This is a genomic window from Kosakonia sp. BYX6 (assembly GCF_038449125.1).
GTDB classification, from domain to species: domain Bacteria; phylum Pseudomonadota; class Gammaproteobacteria; order Enterobacterales; family Enterobacteriaceae; genus Kosakonia; species Kosakonia calanthes.
The window spans coordinates 1,528,724-1,544,550 of the sequence record NZ_CP151800.1 but is presented as its reverse complement, the minus strand read 5'-3'; the positions used below and the strand labels follow the sequence as shown (position 1 = coordinate 1,544,550).

Annotated in this window: 17 protein-coding genes; 3 read left to right on the top strand and 14 right to left on the bottom strand. The window is 54.7% G+C overall.

Translation table 11 applies throughout. The features are described 5' to 3' along the window. The first annotated feature begins 20 nt into the window (after positions 1–20). From AAEY27_RS07255 to AAEY27_RS07245, 3 genes are all read left to right on the top strand, one after another. Positions 21–578, top strand: a complete 558-nt coding sequence (locus AAEY27_RS07255; RefSeq protein ID WP_342324256.1) for a hypothetical protein — start codon at positions 21–23, stop codon at positions 576–578. A 116-nt stretch (positions 579–694) separates the two neighbouring features. Then, complete coding sequence (locus AAEY27_RS07250) at positions 695–1,645, top strand: sugar-binding transcriptional regulator (RefSeq protein ID WP_342324255.1); 951 nt, start codon at positions 695–697, stop codon at positions 1,643–1,645. 9 nt (positions 1,646–1,654) lie between these two features. Next, positions 1,655–2,764: a hypothetical protein gene (locus tag AAEY27_RS07245; protein ID WP_342324254.1), complete on the top strand. Its 1,110-nt coding sequence runs from the start codon at positions 1,655–1,657 to the stop codon at positions 2,762–2,764. 42 nt (positions 2,765–2,806) lie between these two features. Here AAEY27_RS07245 and hisP read toward each other — a convergent pair whose 3' ends face one another. From hisP to AAEY27_RS07175, 14 genes are all read right to left on the bottom strand, one after another. Next, positions 2,807–3,580: a histidine ABC transporter ATP-binding protein HisP gene (gene hisP, locus AAEY27_RS07240; protein ID WP_342324253.1), complete on the bottom strand. Its 774-nt coding sequence runs from the start codon at positions 3,578–3,580 to the stop codon at positions 2,807–2,809. Positions 3,581–3,587: 7 nt separating this feature from the next. Beyond that, a complete protein-coding gene (locus AAEY27_RS07235) occupies positions 3,588–4,304 on the bottom strand; it encodes an ABC transporter permease (protein WP_342324252.1) in 717 nt (238 codons plus the stop codon). Next, complete coding sequence (locus tag AAEY27_RS07230) at positions 4,301–4,987, bottom strand: histidine ABC transporter permease HisQ (protein ID WP_342324251.1); 687 nt, start codon at positions 4,985–4,987, stop codon at positions 4,301–4,303. The genes AAEY27_RS07235 and AAEY27_RS07230 overlap by 4 nt, the downstream gene beginning before the upstream one ends. An 84-nt stretch (positions 4,988–5,071) precedes the next feature. Further along, on the bottom strand, positions 5,072–5,854 hold the full coding sequence (gene hisJ / locus AAEY27_RS07225) for a histidine ABC transporter substrate-binding protein HisJ (protein ID WP_342325495.1): 783 nt from the start codon (positions 5,852–5,854) through the stop codon (positions 5,072–5,074). A 266-nt stretch (positions 5,855–6,120) separates the two neighbouring features. Next, positions 6,121–6,903 (bottom strand): lysine/arginine/ornithine ABC transporter substrate-binding protein ArgT, encoded by a 783-nt coding sequence (argT, locus tag AAEY27_RS07220; RefSeq protein ID WP_342324249.1) that lies wholly within the window; start codon positions 6,901–6,903, stop codon positions 6,121–6,123. A 273-nt stretch (positions 6,904–7,176) separates the two neighbouring features. Next, entirely contained in the window at positions 7,177–7,758 is a 582-nt protein-coding gene (locus tag AAEY27_RS07215; RefSeq protein ID WP_342324248.1) for a UbiX family flavin prenyltransferase, read from the bottom strand. A gap of 95 nt (positions 7,759–7,853) precedes the next feature. Further along, complete coding sequence (purF, locus tag AAEY27_RS07210) at positions 7,854–9,371, bottom strand: amidophosphoribosyltransferase (protein WP_342324246.1); 1,518 nt, start codon at positions 9,369–9,371, stop codon at positions 7,854–7,856. Positions 9,372–9,551: 180 nt separating this feature from the next. Continuing rightward, positions 9,552–10,040, bottom strand: coding sequence for a colicin V production protein (cvpA, locus tag AAEY27_RS07205; protein ID WP_342324245.1), 489 nt, complete (start codon positions 10,038–10,040; stop codon positions 9,552–9,554). A gap of 221 nt (positions 10,041–10,261) precedes the next feature. Next, positions 10,262–10,951, bottom strand: a complete 690-nt coding sequence (dedD, locus tag AAEY27_RS07200) for a cell division protein DedD (protein ID WP_342324243.1) — start codon at positions 10,949–10,951, stop codon at positions 10,262–10,264. Then, a complete protein-coding gene (folC, locus tag AAEY27_RS07195) occupies positions 10,941–12,209 on the bottom strand; it encodes a bifunctional tetrahydrofolate synthase/dihydrofolate synthase (RefSeq protein WP_342324241.1) in 1,269 nt (422 codons plus the stop codon). Before folC ends, dedD begins: the two co-directional genes overlap by 11 nt. A gap of 69 nt (positions 12,210–12,278) precedes the next feature. Then, positions 12,279–13,193 carry an acetyl-CoA carboxylase, carboxyltransferase subunit beta gene (gene accD, locus AAEY27_RS07190; protein ID WP_342324240.1) on the bottom strand — a complete coding sequence of 305 codons (915 nt, stop codon included), beginning with the start codon at positions 13,191–13,193 and terminating at the stop codon, positions 12,279–12,281. Between the two features lie 103 nt (positions 13,194–13,296). Continuing rightward, entirely contained in the window at positions 13,297–13,956 is a 660-nt protein-coding gene (locus AAEY27_RS07185) for a DedA family protein (RefSeq protein WP_342324238.1), read from the bottom strand. Positions 13,957–13,981: 25 nt separating this feature from the next. Next, positions 13,982–14,794: a tRNA pseudouridine(38-40) synthase TruA gene (gene truA / locus AAEY27_RS07180; RefSeq protein WP_342324237.1), complete on the bottom strand. Its 813-nt coding sequence runs from the start codon at positions 14,792–14,794 to the stop codon at positions 13,982–13,984. After that, entirely contained in the window at positions 14,794–15,807 is a 1,014-nt protein-coding gene (locus AAEY27_RS07175) for an aspartate-semialdehyde dehydrogenase (RefSeq protein ID WP_342324235.1), read from the bottom strand. Before AAEY27_RS07175 ends, truA begins: the two co-directional genes overlap by 1 nt. Between the last annotated feature and the right edge of the window lie 20 nt (positions 15,808–15,827).

The following is a 15,827-nucleotide window of genomic DNA, read 5'->3' as shown; positions in this document are numbered from 1 at the left end:
ACAGGGAAATGGAATTGCGTATGTCGACAAGAACGTTCGTCGTTCTCTTCTTTTCAGCCATGGCGCTGTGGGTTATCTGGCTGCTTTTTGCCACCGGTCTCAGCTATCGGGTCTATTTACACGATGGCGCGCCCGACAAACTGGTAATGCTGGCTGTCGCTGCGCTGGGTGGTCTTATGGCAGCCAGATATAAAGTGCTGCGAAGGATTCGTACCCGGTTCTTGGTTTTCTGCGGTGTGTTTTTTTATCTGATCGCCACATTGTGGAATGCGCCGGAAGTCTGGGTGCGCATGCGCGCAAGCGAGATCGTACACAGCGAAGCCGCCTTTACCATAGGGCACCCCGGCCCGCCCTATGCCCGCTATAAACACTGCGAAGCCGGTCTGCGTTTTTATGATGAGTTCTTAAAACGTTCCATTGAATTGTGCACCCGCGACGCGCTTGTGCCGCCGGGCGCGCGCAGCGTACAGCTGGAAAAACGCGTTTCCAGCCGGGGCGCCATTTTTACTCACTATCGCTTTATGTCCGCCACTGGCTACCCGCAAGGTTGGTGGCCCGTGGTTCGCCCTTCGCGTTAACGTTCTGTGAGGCAATTCGCGAAAATATCATTTGCCCCATAGAATAGCTTTTGCCCATTTTCGTATTGACGCGGTTCAGCGCTATACTGCCGACGGACTATTTCGGGAACGCGTTGATGAACAAAGAAGAGAAAAAGCAGGAGCTCGCCGCCCGCGCAGCGTGGATGTATTACGTCGCGGGGCTGACACAGCAAGATATCGCCACCGCGTTGGGTTTATCGCGCCAGGTGGCGCAGCGGCTCATCTCCAGCGCGCGCGAAATGGGCATGGTCACCGTGAACATTAGCCACCCGGTCACCCATTGCATGAAGCTCGCCAGTGAATTACAGGCAAAATATTCCCTCTCTCTGTGCCGCGTGGTGCCTTCCGCCGGGCTGGAAAATGATGCTATTCAGCAGATGCTGGCGGTGGAAGGCGCAGAAGTGATGGCGCAATTTATCGCCGAAGATAAACCGCAGGTTTTTGGCATCGGTTCCGGGAAAACGCTACGCGCGATTATCGACGCGCTGCCGAAACTTGAACGCCCGCAGCACCAATGCGTGTCGATGATTGGCGCGATTGCACGCGATGATTCCGGTACGCGTTACGATGTGCCGCTAAAAATGGCGGAGAAGATGCAAGGCAAATATTTCTTTATTCCCGCGCCGCTGTATGCCGACAGCCTGGAAGATAAAACCATGTGGTGTCAGCACCAGGTTTACCAGCGCGTCGCCGAACGGGCGCTGAATGCCGACATCACGTTTCTCGGCATTGGCGAAGTCGGTCTCGGCTGCCCGCTCAATGCCGAAGGGTTTATCACCAACGAGCAAGTGCAGGCGCTGGAAAAAGAGCATGTCGCCGGTGAAATGCTTGGGCATTTCTTTAACCACCAGGGCGAGCGGCTGAAAGGTGAACTGGATACGCTGCTGACCAGCGTGCCGCTGTGCAGCCACACGCCGCGTAAAGTCTACGGTTTTGCCGGGGGCGAGAAGAAGTACCACGCGATCCGCGCTGCGTTAACCGGCCAATGGGTTAACGGCCTGGTGACGGATGAAGATACGGCGGTGAAATTACTGGCACAACGTTAGGGAGGATGCGTGACGGAGCCATGGCGCTTAATTAACGTCGATTCTTTTATCGAAGGGTTACCTGCCGAAAAGCGAGATGCGCAAATTGCCGATCTCGCTATCGCTTCGCTGGCCTTTCGCAATTTTGACTGCTTTCCCCGGCGCAAGCCGTTTATTCTCGACTGCGTAACGGATGATCCGCTGCTGTGGGAAAAGCTCTGTGATGCAGCAAACCGACGTTACTGGGTGAAAGCGACACGCGAAAGCCTGTTGCTGTTTGATGCCACTCCCCTGTGCGGTTGCCTGCGCACCTACCGAATCCGCCAACCTTCATTGACGGATTCTCCACGACAAGGCTGGACGCAGGTTGCCAGCGAAGCCGTGCTGTATAACATGCTGGATACCCCGGCGAACCGCGCCGTCTGGCAATACTGGACGGAGGCGACCGCCCGGCAAACCGCGCATGCAACAGGCTTAGCCGAAGGCCGCATGAGCAACACAGGTGTGCAGCGCTCGCTGATTTTCTCCGGCGAAAATGGCTGTATCGCCTGCAATCAAGCCGCGACGGCCTATGCCAACACCACGGTGGCGGTCAACCCTCAGCAGGCGACGCTTATTCAAATCCCGGTTTGCCCGCACCATTTTGCGCTGGCGCAGGCTTCTCCCAATGTGATGACCTTTTTCGCCGGGCTGTTCAGCCTGGAGCTGGATCTGCCGGAAACCCGCGGCTGGAGCGCGATTCCCGATGAATTTATTCCTGAAATCCATGACTACCTTGCCGGGTTATTGAACGGCACCGCCGGAGTTCGGGAAAAACGCCGACGCGGCTGGCATCTGGAGATCGCGCTTAACGCGCAGTGGTGCTGGAAGTTACGGCTGAAAAGCCTGACGGATTACAGCTATATGCTGTTTAAGCACGGCGAGCGCAAAGCCGCCTGGCGCGGCGATTCAGCAAATGATCACCCGGAGCTTCCCTATCCGCCACACCATGAGCACTCGCGCCCTGATCGCAAAGGCGATAAGCGGTCAGCGAGTTTCTTGTATGGTTTTCCGTTGTTTGATGTACAGCGGTTGCGGGATATCAGCGAAGAGAAATTGCGCGGCGACGCCGGGCCAACAGATACCGAACCCGGTTTGTAGGCCCGGTAAGCGTTAGCGCCACCGGGTGCCCCACAACTTCGCTTACTTCAACGAGCCTTTGAGGAACTGCTGCAAACGCGGGCTTTTCGGGTTGCCGAACAGCTCATCCGGCGCGCCTTCTTCCTCAATCTTGCCCTGATGCAAAAAGATCACGTGGGTGGAAACATGGCGGGCAAAGCCCATTTCATGGGTCACCACCACCATCGTTTTCCCCTCTTCTGCCAGTTGCTGCATGATGCGTAGCACTTCGCCGACCAGTTCGGGATCGAGCGCGGAAGTCGGTTCATCAAACAGCAGCACTTCCGGCTCCATCGCCAGCGCACGGGCAATCGACACACGCTGCTGCTGGCCGCCAGAAAGGTGCACCGGGTATTTCTGCTGCTGCATATCGTCGATACCGACTTTCGCCAGGTATTTCACCGCACGGTCGCGCGCTTCCTGCTTGCTTAAGCCCAGAACCTGAATCGGCGCTTCCATCACGTTTTCCAGCACGGTCATATGGCTCCACAAATTGAAATGCTGGAACACCATCGTCAGGCGGGTACGCAACAGGCGCAGTTGATGCTTGTCGGCCACTTTCAATTGACCGTCTTTATCACGCACCAGATTAATATTCTGTCCGCTCACCACGATCGAGCCTTCGCTCGGTTTTTCGAGGAAGTTAATGCAGCGCAGGAACGTACTTTTGCCGGAACCGGACGAACCGATGATGCTGATCACATCGCCCGCATTTGCCTGCAAAGACACGCCCTTCAGCACTTCATGCTCGCCGTAGCGCTTGTGTAAATCGATAACGTTTAATTTATTCTCAGACATCGTGCTCTCAATGCGTCGAAGAAGGCTTCATATGCTGCAACCAGCGCTTTTCCGCCTTGCGGAACAGGCTAATCAGCACATAAGAAATCATTAAATACAGCACCGCCGCAATCCCAAACGCTGTGAAGGGCTGGTAAGTGGCAGAGTTAATATCACGGGCAATTTTCAGCAGATCCGGCACCGTTGCGGTAAACGCCAGCGCCGTCGAGTGCAGCATCAAAATCACCTCGTTACTGTACGCCGGCAGCGCGATGCGCAGGGCCGACGGCAGAATAATGCTGCGATACATTTTGAACGAGGAGAAACCATACGCACGCGCCGCTTCGATTTCACCGTGCGGTACCGAGCGGATCGCCCCCGCGAAAATCTCGGTCGTGTAGGCGCAGGTATTCAGCGTTAACGCCAGCACCGTGCAGTTCAGCCCGCTGCGGAAAAACGCATTCAGCAGTTCAGTGCCTTTCACCACTTCCAGCGTGTACATGCCGGAATAAAACACCAGCAGTTGCACATACAGCGGCGTGCCGCGAAAAACGTAAGTGAAAAGCCAAATGGGAAAGCGGATAAATTTATTGCTGGAGACGCGCCCGATAGCCAGGAACACCGCCATCACGCCGCCCATCACTACCGAAGAAATCAGCAGCCATAACGTAATGGCCACGCCGGTCAGGCGATAGCCATCGCTCCACAACAGGGATTTCCAGTACTCCTGAATAATCTCGATCACAGGTCAGCCCTCTTCACACCTACCGAGTAGCGACGTTCGAGAAGAAGCAGTACGCCATTGGAAGCCGTTGTAAAAACCAGATAAATCAGGCCGCAGACAATGGCGAAGTAGAACGGCTCCCAGGTACTTTTCCCGGCGAGTTGCGTCGCTTTCACCACATCTTCCAGCCCCAGCAAGGAGACCAACGCGGTCGCTTTCAGGATTACCTGCCAGTTATTGCCAATGCCCGGCAACGCGTAGCGCATCATGGCCGGAAACAGAATACGGCGGAAAGTCTGGCGGCCGGTAAAACCAAACGCTGTTGCCGCTTCGATATGCCCTTTCGGCACCGCCATATAAGCGCCGCGAAAGGTTTCCGTGAAATAGGCGCCGTAAATAAACCCGAGGGTAATAATCCCCGCCACCATTGGATCGATATCCAACTGATCCATACCGAGAAAATCGGTAATGCCGTTGAGGGCAATTTGCAGGCCGTAGAAAATCAGCAGCATCAGAACCAGATCCGGCACACCGCGAATCAGCGTGGTGTAGCCTTCAAAGATCAGTGCCAGCGCCCGATTTTTGGAGAGCTTCGCGCCCGCGCCTGCCAGGCCAATCAGTACCGCCAACACCACGGAGCTGAGCGCCAGTTCCAGGGTGACAAGGGCACCTTGTAATATCACTTGAGAAAACCCGTACAGCATGCAGCCTGTCCTGTCGTGTGTGGTGTTTGCCGCGTCTCTTCCCCTTCCGTTTCAGAAGGGGCCGCACGTTAAGCACGGGTGGGATTAACCACCGTAAACATCAAAATCAAAGTATTTTTTCGCGAGTTTTTCGTAAGTACCGTCAGCACGCATTTCAGCAAAGGCTTTGTTCAGCGCTTCGCGCAGTTCGTCATCGCCTTTACGCAAGCCCATGCCGGTACCTACACCAAACAGCTTCTCGTCTTTAATGGACGGGCCACCGAATTTGTAGTCTTTACCCATCGGTGTCTTCAGGAAACCTTCGCTGGCGGCGACTTCATCCTGGAACGCGGCGTCAATACGGCCTGCGGTCAGGTCGGCGTAGATGTTGTCCTGGCCCTGATAAGAGACAATTTCAACGCCTTTTGGCGCCCAGTGCACATTGCCGTAGGTTTCTTGCGTGGTGCCTTGCAGCACGCCGATGCGTTTGCCTTTCAGCTTATCCAGCGCTGGCTGGACATCAGAATTTTTCGCTACCACCAGGCGGGAATCCGCCGCATAGAGCTTGTCGGTAAAGTCGATTTCCTGCTGGCGTTTTTCGGTAATCGACAGGGACGACATAATGACGTCAATTTTCTTGGCTTTCAGGGACGGGATCAGCGCGTCCAACGGGCTTTCCATAAACACGCACTGCGTATTAATGCGTTTGCAGAGTTCTTTCGCCAGATCGATATCAAAACCAACCAATTCACCCTGTGAATTCTTTGATTCAAAGGGAGCATAAGTCGGATCGGTACCGATGCGTAATTTTTGGGGAATGGCTGCGAATACATTGGAAACGCTGGAAAGCGTGAGCACCAGAGAAAGAGATAACACCAGTTTTTTCATCATTATCCTCAACAGACTGTCTTTTCTAAGGGAATTATCAGAACAATACGGTGCCGTTATCGTGCCATCAACTGCCCTGGCAAGGCAAAAGATTATGCCCGCGAGCTGGCTTTTTTTGCATTCTGAATGCGTAAATATGCATCAGTGCACTGTCATGATGCATCCAATGCACCACCGTGGAACATTCACCGTATCAATGCACCATGCCATTTTCAGCGCAGGGTGCACCGTTTCCCTTCAGGCCCGGCGAACCGGGCCGTGCAGCCTTAATCGCCGTAGACGTTAAAGTCGAAGTATTTCTTGGCGAGTTTGTCGTAGGTGCCGTCTTTACGTAGCTCGGCAAACGCTTTGTCGAAGGCGGCTTTCAGCTCGGTATCGTCTTTGCGCAGACCAATACCGGTGCCGTCGCCGAAGTATTTTTTGTCTTTCACGGCTGGGCCCGCGAAAGCAAACTCTTTGCCCGCAGGTTGTTTCAGAAAGCCTTCGCTGGCGGCAACTTCATCCTGGAACGCGGCGTCGAGACGACCGGCTGCGAGGTCAGAGTAAATCAGATCCTGGTTCTGGTAGGCCACGACATCAATGCCTTTGCTACGCCAGTTGTCGTTGGCATAACCTTCCTGCGTTGAGCCTTGCAGCACGCCAACGTGTTTGCCTTTCAGCGAGTCCAGCGTTGGCTGAATCGGTGAGCCTTTGGCGGCAATCAAGCGGGAATCCGCGGCGTAGAGCTTGTCAGAGAAGGCAATCTCTTGCTGACGTTTTTCCGTAATTGATAAAGAGGAGATGATGGCATCGATTTTCTTCGCTTTCAGCGACGGGATCAGCGCATCGAAATCGCTACCGACCCAGGTGCATTTCACCTGTACGCGTTTGCACATTTCATTGCCAAGATCGATATCAAAACCCACGAAGTCCCCTTTCGCATCTTTCGATGAGAATGGCGCGTATGTCGCATCAGTACCGATACGCACCGTCTGGGGAAGCGCTGCATAAACGCTGGCTGTCGCGGACAGGCCGAGCAGTAAAGACAGAGCGAGAACCGTCTTCTTCATACATTACCCTCAAGTGTTCTGTTTTTATTTTGTATTGCGTTGTGTTGTGTGTTGCTGCCAGTTACCTTGCACGTCTTATGCCAGTTTCCTGATTATCAAAAAACTTCGCGTTAAATTTGTTAATAAAACGTTGCGCATTCACCTTAGTGATGAAAGATAGCAGGTCTGCCGAACGAACCGGAACTGTAACAAGCGGAAAAGAGGATTAAATGTCGAGGATATGATCGCGCTTACAAAATTGCCCCAAAAAAGCGCACTACACCTGGAGACGCACTATTTTGTGGCATCACCCCCCTGCCAGCGTGTAAATAAATCTTGCGGCAGTTCGATATCAAACTGATCCAGCACACGGTTAACCGTTTGATCAATCACATCTTGTAAGCTCTGCGGGCGGTGATAAAACGCCGGAACCGGCGGCATAATCATGGCACCTAATTCGGCCGCCTGGGTCATCAAACGCAGGTGACCAAGATGCAACGGCGTTTCACGCACACACAACACCAGCGGCCTGCGCTCTTTCAGCACGACATCCGCCGCGCGGGTCAGCAGGCTGTCGGTGTAACTGTTAACAATACCGGAAAGGGTTTTGATCGAGCATGGCAGGATGACCATGCCGGCGGTTTTGAAGGAACCGGAGGAGATGCTGGCGGCGATATCGCGGGCGTCATGCACCACATCCGCCAGTGACTGAATGTCACGCAGGGATAAATCCGTTTCCAGGGAGAGTGTTTGGCGAGCGGCCTGACTCATCACCAGATGGGTTTCGACCTCGGCTACGTCGCGCAGCACTTGTAACAAACGCACGCCGTAAATCGCGCCGCTGGCACCTGAGATCCCCACTATGAGTCGTTTCATTTGATAATCCACCCGCATAAGTAAGGGCAAACTTTGCCTGATTATAGAGGGCGTTGCAACTGATTGCGCCCCTCGTGGCGAGGGGCGCGGCAGGATTAACCTTCGTTATGCATCTCTAAACTTTCCACTTCGTTCTGACGCTGTACCGCTTTGGCATCGTCATTACGCAGGGAGTCGAGATAATCAAGGTATTGCTGATCAACATCTTTCGTGACGTAGATACCATTAAACACCGAACATTCGAACTGCTGAATGTCTGGATTCTCGGCGCGTACTGCGTCAATCAGATCGTTGAGATCCTGGAAAATCAGGCCGTCAGCGCCGATGATCTGGCGGATTTCATCCACTTCGCGACCGTGCGCGATCAATTCATTGGCGGTCGGCATATCAATGCCGTACACATTCGGGAAACGAATTTCCGGTGCCGCAGAGGCGAGATACACTTTCTTCGCACCGGCTTCACGCGCCATTTCGATGATCTGCTCGGACGTGGTGCCGCGCACGATGGAGTCATCCACCAGCAGCACGTTTTTATCGCGGAACTCTGCGCGGTTGGCGTTCAGTTTGCGACGCACTGACTTACGGCGCAGTTGCTGGCCTGGCATGATAAACGTACGGCCAACATAACGGTTTTTCACAAAGCCCTGCCGGTAGGGTTTGCCAAGAATGCGGGCGATTTCCAGTGCGATATCGCAGGATGTTTCCGGGATTGGGATGACCACATCAATATCCAGATCTTCCCACTCGCGGGCAATTTTCTCGCCAAGCTTGGTGCCCATATTCACACGGGCGCTGTAAACGGAAATTTTGTCGATGAACGAGTCCGGGCGTGCAAAGTAAACGTACTCAAACAGGCACGGGTTGCTGACCGGGTTTTCCGCGCACTGGCGGCTGAACAGTTGGCCTTTTTCGGTGATGTACACCGCTTCACCCGGCGCGACATCACGCAGGAACTCAAAGCCCAGCGTATCAAGCGCCACGCTTTCAGAGGCCACCATGTATTCGGTGCGACCGTCGCCGAGATCGCGCTTGCCGAGCACCAGCGGGCGAATGCCGTTCGGATCGCGGAAAGCGACCATGCCGTGGCCGATAATCATCGCTACGCAGGCGTAAGCGCCGCGAATCTGGCGATTCGTCGCAGCAATGGCAGCAAAAATGTTGTCTGCTTCCAGCGGATAGTGGCGGAAGTTATCCAGCTCGCTGGCGAAAATATTGAGCAGGATTTCAGAATCAGAAGTGGTGTTAATGTGGCGACGCTTCTCTTCGAACAGCTTTTTACGCAGTTCGTGCGCATTGGTCAGATTGCCGTTATGCGCCAGCGTGATGCCATAGGGGGAGTTAACGTAAAACGGTTGCGCTTCGGAAGCGCTGGAACTGCCAGCGGTTGGATAACGTACGTGACCAATCCCCATATTGCCTTGCATACGCTGCATATGGCGGGCTTCGAACACATCACTGACCATGCCGTTCGCTTTACGCAGACGGAAACAGTTATTGGCATCAATGGTGATGATGCCCGCAGCATCCTGCCCACGGTGCTGGAGCACCGTCAACGCGTCATAAATCGACTGGTTTACCGGCATAAAACCGGCGATACCGACAATACCGCACATACGTCTTTTCCTCGTTAAGAGTTTGGTTTAGTAGGCGTAATTGTCGAAGACAGTTTGAACACGGACAGCGCGCAACAACCGGAGCGTACACGTAGTACGCGAGGATTGTGAGCACTGCCCAGGTTCAAAATGGCAAGTAAAATAGCCTAATAAACCAAACTCTAAGCTACATCTCAGGGCTTAGACCCTGGGCAAGAAACTCGACGAGCTTTGCAGATAGTCAAAAAACCATCTGATGATGAAGCTGAATTGCGGGATAAGCTGCGACTTTTGCCAGTCTTCGCTTTTAGACAAGCCTGTAAAGGTATCAAGGAAGAACAGAATGGCGGCGACGATCAGCACGCCGCGTAGCGCGCCAAAACAGATCCCCAACACCCTGTCTGTACCCGACAGGCCGGTTTTCTCCACCAGCGTACCGATGACATAGTTAACGATAGCGCCCACAATCAACGTCGCGATAAACAGTACAGCGATGGCAATGCCATTACGTACCAGTTCGTCGTCAAAGCCCGTGAACCAAACTGACAGGTAAGTGTAGTAATGACTGGCAACAAAGAAGGCACAGCCCCAGGTTACCAGCGATAACGCTTCACGAACAAAGCCGCGGATCAAGCTTACAAGACAAGAAAAACCAATCACCGCAATGATGGCGTAATCAATCCAGACCATATATGTCCCACGATTTTACGCCCTGTCGTCCAGTTCGGGGCGAATTCTAACAGAAAAAGAAAACGTTTGCGTAGGGATTTCCTTCCCGCGCGGAAATAAAAATGGCGCTGAAAAAATATTCAACGCCATCGCAACTTTGGCCTCTTCGGGCGTAGGTTTTATCGGTTTCCCCCGCCCTGTTTCACGGCTTTTTGCCTGTAAAACGAAGCGAGGTTGACCTGTTAATTAGCGCTGTAACCCATCACCACGCCGCTTAAACCTGACAACTGTTTAAGCTCGCCAAGTGAATCTTTTAACTTATCCCGTGAGGCATCGGGTCCCACCAGAATGCGGGTGATTTTACCCTGAACGGGCGTTGTCGGCGACGTGTAAACGCGATAACCCGCGCCGCGCAATTTGCTCACCACTTCATTCACTTTATCCGCGTTCTTCAGCGCACCCAGTTGCACCACATACGCTTTGCCAGTCGGGGCGGATTTATCATCCTGCACTTTTGGCGTCTCGTTCGCTGCCTGCTGCTGCTCGCGCGGCGCAGTCTGCTGCTGTGGCTGAGGTTTTGGCTGCGGCTTCTCGGCCGGTTTCGGCTTCGGCGTCACAACCGGCGAACTGGCAACTTCCGGATCGGGATCGCTGTTTGCCACCAGTCTGGACGCATCCAACGATGGCGATTCCGCATCTCCGGCCCGCACCTCTTCAGCCGCACCTTCCGGCGGCTGGGCCGGGAGCGCCTGAGTTGCCGCTGGCATCATATCCGGCTCATCGCGATCGCCTGGTTTTGGCACCAGCGGGATCGCCGCGAACTCATCCTGGTAATGCTTTTTCTGCCCGTCGAGCAGCCCGGGAAGAATAATGACCCCGAGCGCGACCAGCACAATGGTGCCCATCAAACGGTTCTGAAACTTACTTGCCACCGGTTCTCCCCGCGTCCATCGCTTCCATGACATGCGCCACCGTGTGGAACGATCCACACACTAACACGGTATCGCAGGCGTTAGCGTCTGCCATTGCCGCCTGCCAGGCCTGTGCAACATCCGGCCATGATTGGCCCGATTTCAGATGCGCCAGCAGTTGCTCTGCCGTTGCACCGCGCGGCCCTTCCAGAGGGGCACAATACCAGCTATCGACCACCGGCTCCAGACAGGCAAGTGTTCCTTTGATGTCTTTATCATGCAGCATGCCGACCACCGCCAGCACGCGCCCGGTTTTCGGCAGCGCAGCCAGACGCCCGGCAAGATAGCCCGCGGCATGCGGATTATGCGCGACATCGAGGATCAAACGCGGCGACTCGCTCACAATCTGAAAACGTCCCGGTAAAATCGCGTTAGCGATACCGTCGCGAATCGCCTGCTCGCTCACATCCAGTTTGCTGGCGCGAAGCGCGGCAAGCGCGGTCGCGGCATTCGGTTGCGGCACCTGCGGCAACGGCAAATCACGCAGTTCACCCTGCGCATCGCTAAAGTGCCAGCCATTTGCGTCGACTTCGTAACGCCAGTCAACGCCACGGCGCAACAGCTGCGCGCCTGTTTCCTGCGCCACATCGGCAATGGTGTGCGGCATATCCGGCTCGCCCACCACCGCAGGCTTGCCCGCGCGGAAGATACCGGCTTTTTCGCGCCCGATGCTTTCGCGATCCGGCCCCAGCCAGTCGGTATGATCCAGGGCGATACTGGTCACCACGGCGACATCGGCATCGACCATATTGGTTGCGTCTAAACGACCACCCAGCCCGACTTCGAGGATCACCACGTCCAGCTGCGCCTGTTTAAACAGCCACAGCGCTGACAGCGTGCCGAATTCAAAATAGCTCAGAGAAATTTCACCGCGCACGGCTTCAATCTCGGCGAAAGATTGCGTGTGCGCACTTTCCGCCAGTTCGCCCCCCTGCACGCGCACGCGCTCGGTGTAACGCACCAGATGCGGAGAGCTGTAAACGCCAACGCGATAACCCGCCGCCAAAAGAACAGCTTCAAGTGTGCGGCAGGTTGTGCCTTTGCCATTGGTCCCGGCGACAGTAAAGACAAAAGGCGCGGGACGCAGTACATCAAGACGCGCCGCAACCTGGCTTACGCGCTCAAGACCCAGATCGATGGTTTTACTGTGCAGGTTTTCCAAATAAGAAAGCCACGCGGCCAGGGGCGACGTGGCTTGCGGAATACGTTTTGTTTCCATGATGCCCGTTGAGAATGTGCGTTTTGAAAAGCAAAAGGGCAGCGCCTGTGGCTCTGCCCTTCAGTATTATCAGGCTTCGCCTTCCTGATCTGGCACAGCAGGAATCACCGTGCCAACATGCGTTTCTTCTGGATCCGGCGCCGGCAGATTCATTAGCTTCGCCAGGATACGCGCCAGTTTGAGACGCAGTTCCGGGCGGCGGATGATCATATCGATAGCGCCTTTTTCAATCAGGAACTCACTGCGCTGGAAGCCAGCTGGCAGTTTTTCACGCACCGTCTGCTCGATAACGCGCGGGCCAGCAAAGCCAATCAGTGCTTTCGGCTCGGCGATGTTCAAATCACCCAGCATGGCGAAACTGGCGGAAACACCGCCCATGGTCGGGTCGGTCAATACAGAAATGTACGGCAGACCGCGTTCCTGCATTTTTGCCAGCGCCGCAGAGGTTTTCGCCATCTGCATCAGCGACATCAACGCTTCTTGCATACGCGCGCCGCCGGAAGCGGAGAAGCAGATCATTGGGCAGTTATCTTCCAGCGCCTGCTCGACCGCACGCACAAAGCGCGCGCCAACAACGGAACCCATTGAACCGCCCATAAAGGCGAACTCAAATGCCGCCGCGACTACCGGCATGCCGTGCAGTGTGCCTTTCATCACCACCAGCGCATCTTTCTCGCCGGTCTCTTTCTGGGCTGACGCCAGACGGTCTTTGTATTTTTTGGAGTCGCGGAACTTCAGCACATCTTTTGGCTCAAGCTCGCTACCCAGTTCCACCATTGAACCTTCATCCAACAGGCTATGCAGGCGATTACGCGCTGACATCCGCATGTGGTGGTCACATTTCGGGCAGACCTCAAGGTTACGCTCCAGTTCGGCGCGATACAGCACCTGACCGCAGCTATCGCATTTTGTCCACACGCCTTCAGGAATGCTCGCCTTACGGGTGGGGGTAATATTGCTCTTAATTCTTTCAATCCAGCTCATTGATAACCTTTATACATGAACCTGGTAGCCCATAAATGGGGCACATTAAAACATAACGGTTCGCAACTTGGGATAAAAAAGTGGTCGAACCGCCGATGAGGTCTTATTTTGCCTGCCGTGATGCTGCGCGGCGGTGGCGAATAATCTCAAACACTCCGGGAAGTATAGACACCACGATAATTCCGACAATCAGCAGCTTAAGATTCTCCTGAATCATCGGGATGGTGCCAAAGAAGTACCCAGCGTAGGTAAACAGTAACACCCAAAGCACCGCGCCAGCCACGTTGAACAGGGCAAAATGGCGATAGGACATGTGCCCCATGCCTGCGACAAAAGGCGCAAAAGTACGCACGATCGGCACAAAACGCGCCAGGATAATGGTTTTACCCCCGTGTTTCTCATAAAACTGATGGGTTTTATCGAGATAGCTACGGCGGAAAATCTTTGAATTGGGATTACTGAAAAGCCGCTCACCAAATAACCGCCCGATGGTGTAGTTCACCGCATCGCCCGCAATCGCGGCAATCAGCATCAGTACCACCATCATATGCACATTCAGATCGTTGGTGCCGAGCGAGGCCAGCGCACCCGCGACAAACAGCAGAGAATCACCCGGCAAAAATGGCGTGACGACCAGCCCGGTTTCGCAAAACAGTATGAGAAACAGGATCGCGTAAACCCAGATGCCGTATTGCGCGACCAGCTCCGCCAGGTGAACGTCAATGTGCAGGATGAAATCAATAAGGAAGCGTATTAAGTCCATGTACTTATGCCTTTTTCAGTTGCGACTAGTCCGCCAGGAACAGCGGGCCCATAGGCGCTGAGGGAAGGTCAAAATGTGATGGGTAATCCACCGACACCAGATACAGCCCTTCCGCTTTCGCCGTTGCTGCCGCCAGCGTTCTGTCCTTTACCGCCAGCAACTCTGCTATCCAGCTCTCCGGCTGGTTGTGGGCACCCACTTCCATCAGGCTGCCGACAATATTCCTGACCATATGATGTACAAAGGCATTGGCTTTGATATCGACCACAATATAAGCGCCATAGCGGCTGACGTTGATGTGCATCAGGTTACGCCATGGGGTGCGCGACTGGCACTGCACCGCACGAAACGAGGTAAAGTCGTTTTCGCCGATCAGACACTGCGCCGCGCGGTGCATCCGCTCTGCGTCGAGCGGTTGATGATAATGCGTTACGCCGTGGCCAAGCACCGCCGGGCGTAACCGATGATTGTAAATGACGTAGCGGTAACGGCGAGCCGTGGCACTAAAGCGTGCATGAAAATCATCCGGGACATCTTTGACCCAACGAACCGCGATGTCTCCAGGTAAATTCGCATTTACGCCCAATGTCCAGGCCGCGCCTTTACGCAGCGCGGTGGTTTCAAAATGCACCACCTGTCCGGTCGCATGCACGCCGGCATCGGTACGTCCGGCGCAAAACACGGAAATCGGCTCATTGGCGACCTGCGAGAGCGCTTTTTCCAGCTTTTCCTGCACGCTGCGCACTTCTTGCTGGCGCTGCCAGCCATAATATTTGCTGCCGTCATACTCAATGCCAAGCGCAATTTTGTAGACCGGCGCTTTTGCTTCGTCCTGCATCAGTACAGATACTCCTGCACTAATTTTTCGGCAATTTTCACTGACATCAGCGCGCCGCCAAAACGCACGTTATCGGCAACCGACCAGAACTGAATCTGCTCCGGCATACCGTAATCATTCCGCACGCAGCCAACGGAAAGGTGCGCCTGACCAGACGCATCGCCAACCTGTGTTGGGAAATCGTTCGCTTCGGAAAGCGCGATATCCTCAAAACGGGCAAACGCATCGCGGGCTTCTTCTGCCGCCAGCGGGCGCAGCGCTTCGAAGTTCACCATCTGCGCATGGCCATAAAACACCGGTGATTGCACACAATTCGCAGAAACCATTAAACCATCGTCCTGCAAGATTTTGCGCATTTGGTCGATGATCACGCGCTCTTCGCGCACGCTGCCTTCGCTGTCTGGCAGCAATGGCAACATGTTGAATGCCAGTTGGCGGCCAAAGTAGTCGTCTTCATCAACCGGGACACCGCTGAGCAGCTTGGCGCTTTGCCCTGCCAGCGCATCGACGGCTTGTTTACCGTTGCGGGAAACAGAGAGCATGCTGGTCACGGCAATGCGCGACAAACCACCTTCGTCGATCAGCGGTTTCAACGCGGCCAGCAGTTGGCTGGTCAGGCTGTCCGGTACGGCAACAATGTTACGGTTGCGGTAATCGGCCAGCACGAATGGGTTCACATCCGGCATCACCAGCGGCACATCCGGCTCAAGTGCAAACAAACCGCTGGCATCGATGACCAGGCAACCGGCGTTGGTGGCTTCTTCAATATGCTCGGCCGTGGCTTGTGCGCCCGCGACGAAAAACGCCAGTTGCGCCTGTACCCAGTCGAATTCTTTAGCGTCTTCAACACGCACGGTTTTACCGGCAAAACGCAGGTTTTCACCCGCGCTTTCTTGGCTCGCCAGCGCGTACAATTCGCCAACCGGGAACTGGCGTTCTGCCAGCGTTTCGAGCAAGGCTTCCCCGACAGCGCCGGTGGCACCGAGAATGGCAATATTCCAGCCTTCAGACATGGTGATTTACTCCAGGAAAA

Coding starts and splice junctions, on each gene's coding strand:
- argT (WP_342324249.1), bottom strand. CDS start 6,903: ATGAAGAAGACGGTTCTCGCTCTGTCTTTACTGCTCGGCCTGTCCGCG.
- AAEY27_RS07230 (WP_342324251.1), bottom strand. CDS start 4,987: ATGCTGTACGGGTTTTCTCAAGTGATATTACAAGGTGCCCTTGTCACC.
- truA (WP_342324237.1), bottom strand. CDS start 14,794: ATGCAGGACGAAGCAAAAGCGCCGGTCTACAAAATTGCGCTTGGCATT.
- hisJ (WP_342325495.1), bottom strand. CDS start 5,854: ATGAAAAAACTGGTGTTATCTCTTTCTCTGGTGCTCACGCTTTCCAGC.
- AAEY27_RS07175 (WP_342324235.1), bottom strand. CDS start 15,807: ATGTCTGAAGGCTGGAATATTGCCATTCTCGGTGCCACCGGCGCTGTC.
- AAEY27_RS07255 (WP_342324256.1), top strand. CDS start 21: ATGTCGACAAGAACGTTCGTCGTTCTCTTCTTTTCAGCCATGGCGCTG.
- AAEY27_RS07185 (WP_342324238.1), bottom strand. CDS start 13,956: ATGGACTTAATACGCTTCCTTATTGATTTCATCCTGCACATTGACGTT.
- cvpA (WP_342324245.1), bottom strand. CDS start 10,040: ATGGTCTGGATTGATTACGCCATCATTGCGGTGATTGGTTTTTCTTGT.
- AAEY27_RS07215 (WP_342324248.1), bottom strand. CDS start 7,758: ATGAAACGACTCATAGTGGGGATCTCAGGTGCCAGCGGCGCGATTTAC.
- folC (WP_342324241.1), bottom strand. CDS start 12,209: ATGGAAACAAAACGTATTCCGCAAGCCACGTCGCCCCTGGCCGCGTGG.
- AAEY27_RS07250 (WP_342324255.1), top strand. CDS start 695: ATGAACAAAGAAGAGAAAAAGCAGGAGCTCGCCGCCCGCGCAGCGTGG.
- hisP (WP_342324253.1), bottom strand. CDS start 3,580: ATGTCTGAGAATAAATTAAACGTTATCGATTTACACAAGCGCTACGGC.
- purF (WP_342324246.1), bottom strand. CDS start 9,371: ATGTGCGGTATTGTCGGTATCGCCGGTTTTATGCCGGTAAACCAGTCG.
- accD (WP_342324240.1), bottom strand. CDS start 13,193: ATGAGCTGGATTGAAAGAATTAAGAGCAATATTACCCCCACCCGTAAG.